The organism is Corynebacterium sp. 32222D000AT (assembly GCF_053546955.1).
Genome location: NZ_JBPPVW010000038.1, coordinates 1 through 1,161, shown reverse-complemented (window position 1 = coordinate 1,161; position 1,161 = coordinate 1). Strand labels below are relative to the sequence as shown.

2 protein-coding genes are annotated in these 1,161 nt (G+C 50.0%); both read left to right on the top strand.

The features are described from left to right. The first annotated feature begins 80 nt into the window (after window positions 1-80). Entirely contained in the window at window positions 81-488 is a 408-nt protein-coding gene (locus ACEE23_RS11390) for a 3'-5' exonuclease (protein WP_448873005.1), read from the top strand. Between the two features lie 172 nt (window positions 489-660). Further along, entirely contained in the window at window positions 661-1,134 is a 474-nt protein-coding gene (locus ACEE23_RS11385; protein ID WP_448873003.1) for a hypothetical protein, read from the top strand. The last annotated feature ends 27 nt before the right edge of the window (window positions 1,135-1,161 follow it).

Below are 1,161 nucleotides of genomic sequence, written 5' to 3'. Positions count from 1 at the left end.
CTTCGAGCTCTCAATGAAAACTACTCCCCACTAATCGGTAACTGATTTCTCAGTCCAACTAATGGGGAGCAGTTCACGGCATCACCAACGACATGGTCGCTACTGCCCCAACCTTTAGTGATGTGTATGGGGACTTCACCAGCTTCATCGACGGTATGCAGCTACTGGCCCACAACGCACCGTTTGACTCAAAAATGATCATCGCCGAGATAGACCGCATGACCGGCGTCGACGATGACGAGGACGAGTTCTTCCCGTTTATTGACACCATGGACCTTGCCAAGCAAATACTCGACCGTGGCCCCTACAACCTGCCCGCACTTCTTGACCGCCTGGGACTGGATAATCCGGACGCGCACGCAGCAGTAGCAGATGCGACCGCCACGGTGAACATGCTCCACGCCCTCTTCGGTTTCAAGCGTGGCGAAATTGGCCGCAAGATTTTGCGTCAAGGTCAAGCATTCCGCGCCACCAACACCATGCGCTAACAATCGATACATTACTGAACCTCCCCCGCTTACCCCTAAACGTTTCGTTCACCAGCACAGGTAAGGTGGAAAAATTTTATGTTAGAATAAAAATACAGAAATAGTGGTTTGCTCATTTGCGTCCCGCTACTTCTTTTCATTTCAGCCATCTCCCTCTCAACAAGGACACGCTATGACAATCTGGAAAAATAAGATCGGAAAAGTGGTAGCTTTTTCTGTCTTCGCTTCAGTAATTTCGGTTACGCCAATTGCTACAGCCGAGAATTCCACACCATCAGAGCTTGATCACAACTTTTCCACCCAAGTCGATGAGTCTCTTCTTCCGTCAGAGCAAGACATTCAAGACATGCGCGATGAAATGACTTCGCGTGGAATCAGTAACGAAGACCAAGAAGCGATAGTCGAAAAAGTCCGTCAAGGAAAACTACCTGATGCAGACAATCCTGACGTGGAACCTATTCAGGTATCTGAGTCTCCAGAAGATAGCGAAGTGCAAGTGTTAAAATTCCCTGACGGGTCTATCGCCTATACCTCCATCGGGGGCGGAGAGTCCGTTGCGGAAGATGGTCACGCCCGTATTCAGGCGCGTTCAACCGTGGGGTTGCCCGCAAATCGTGGACACGTAGTGGAGCTACCTAGTGGTTAGGCAGCTATTTCTTTTCTGCTGGTGGTT

Coding starts and splice junctions, on each gene's coding strand:
- ACEE23_RS11385 (WP_448873003.1), top strand. CDS start 661: ATGACAATCTGGAAAAATAAGATCGGAAAAGTGGTAGCTTTTTCTGTC.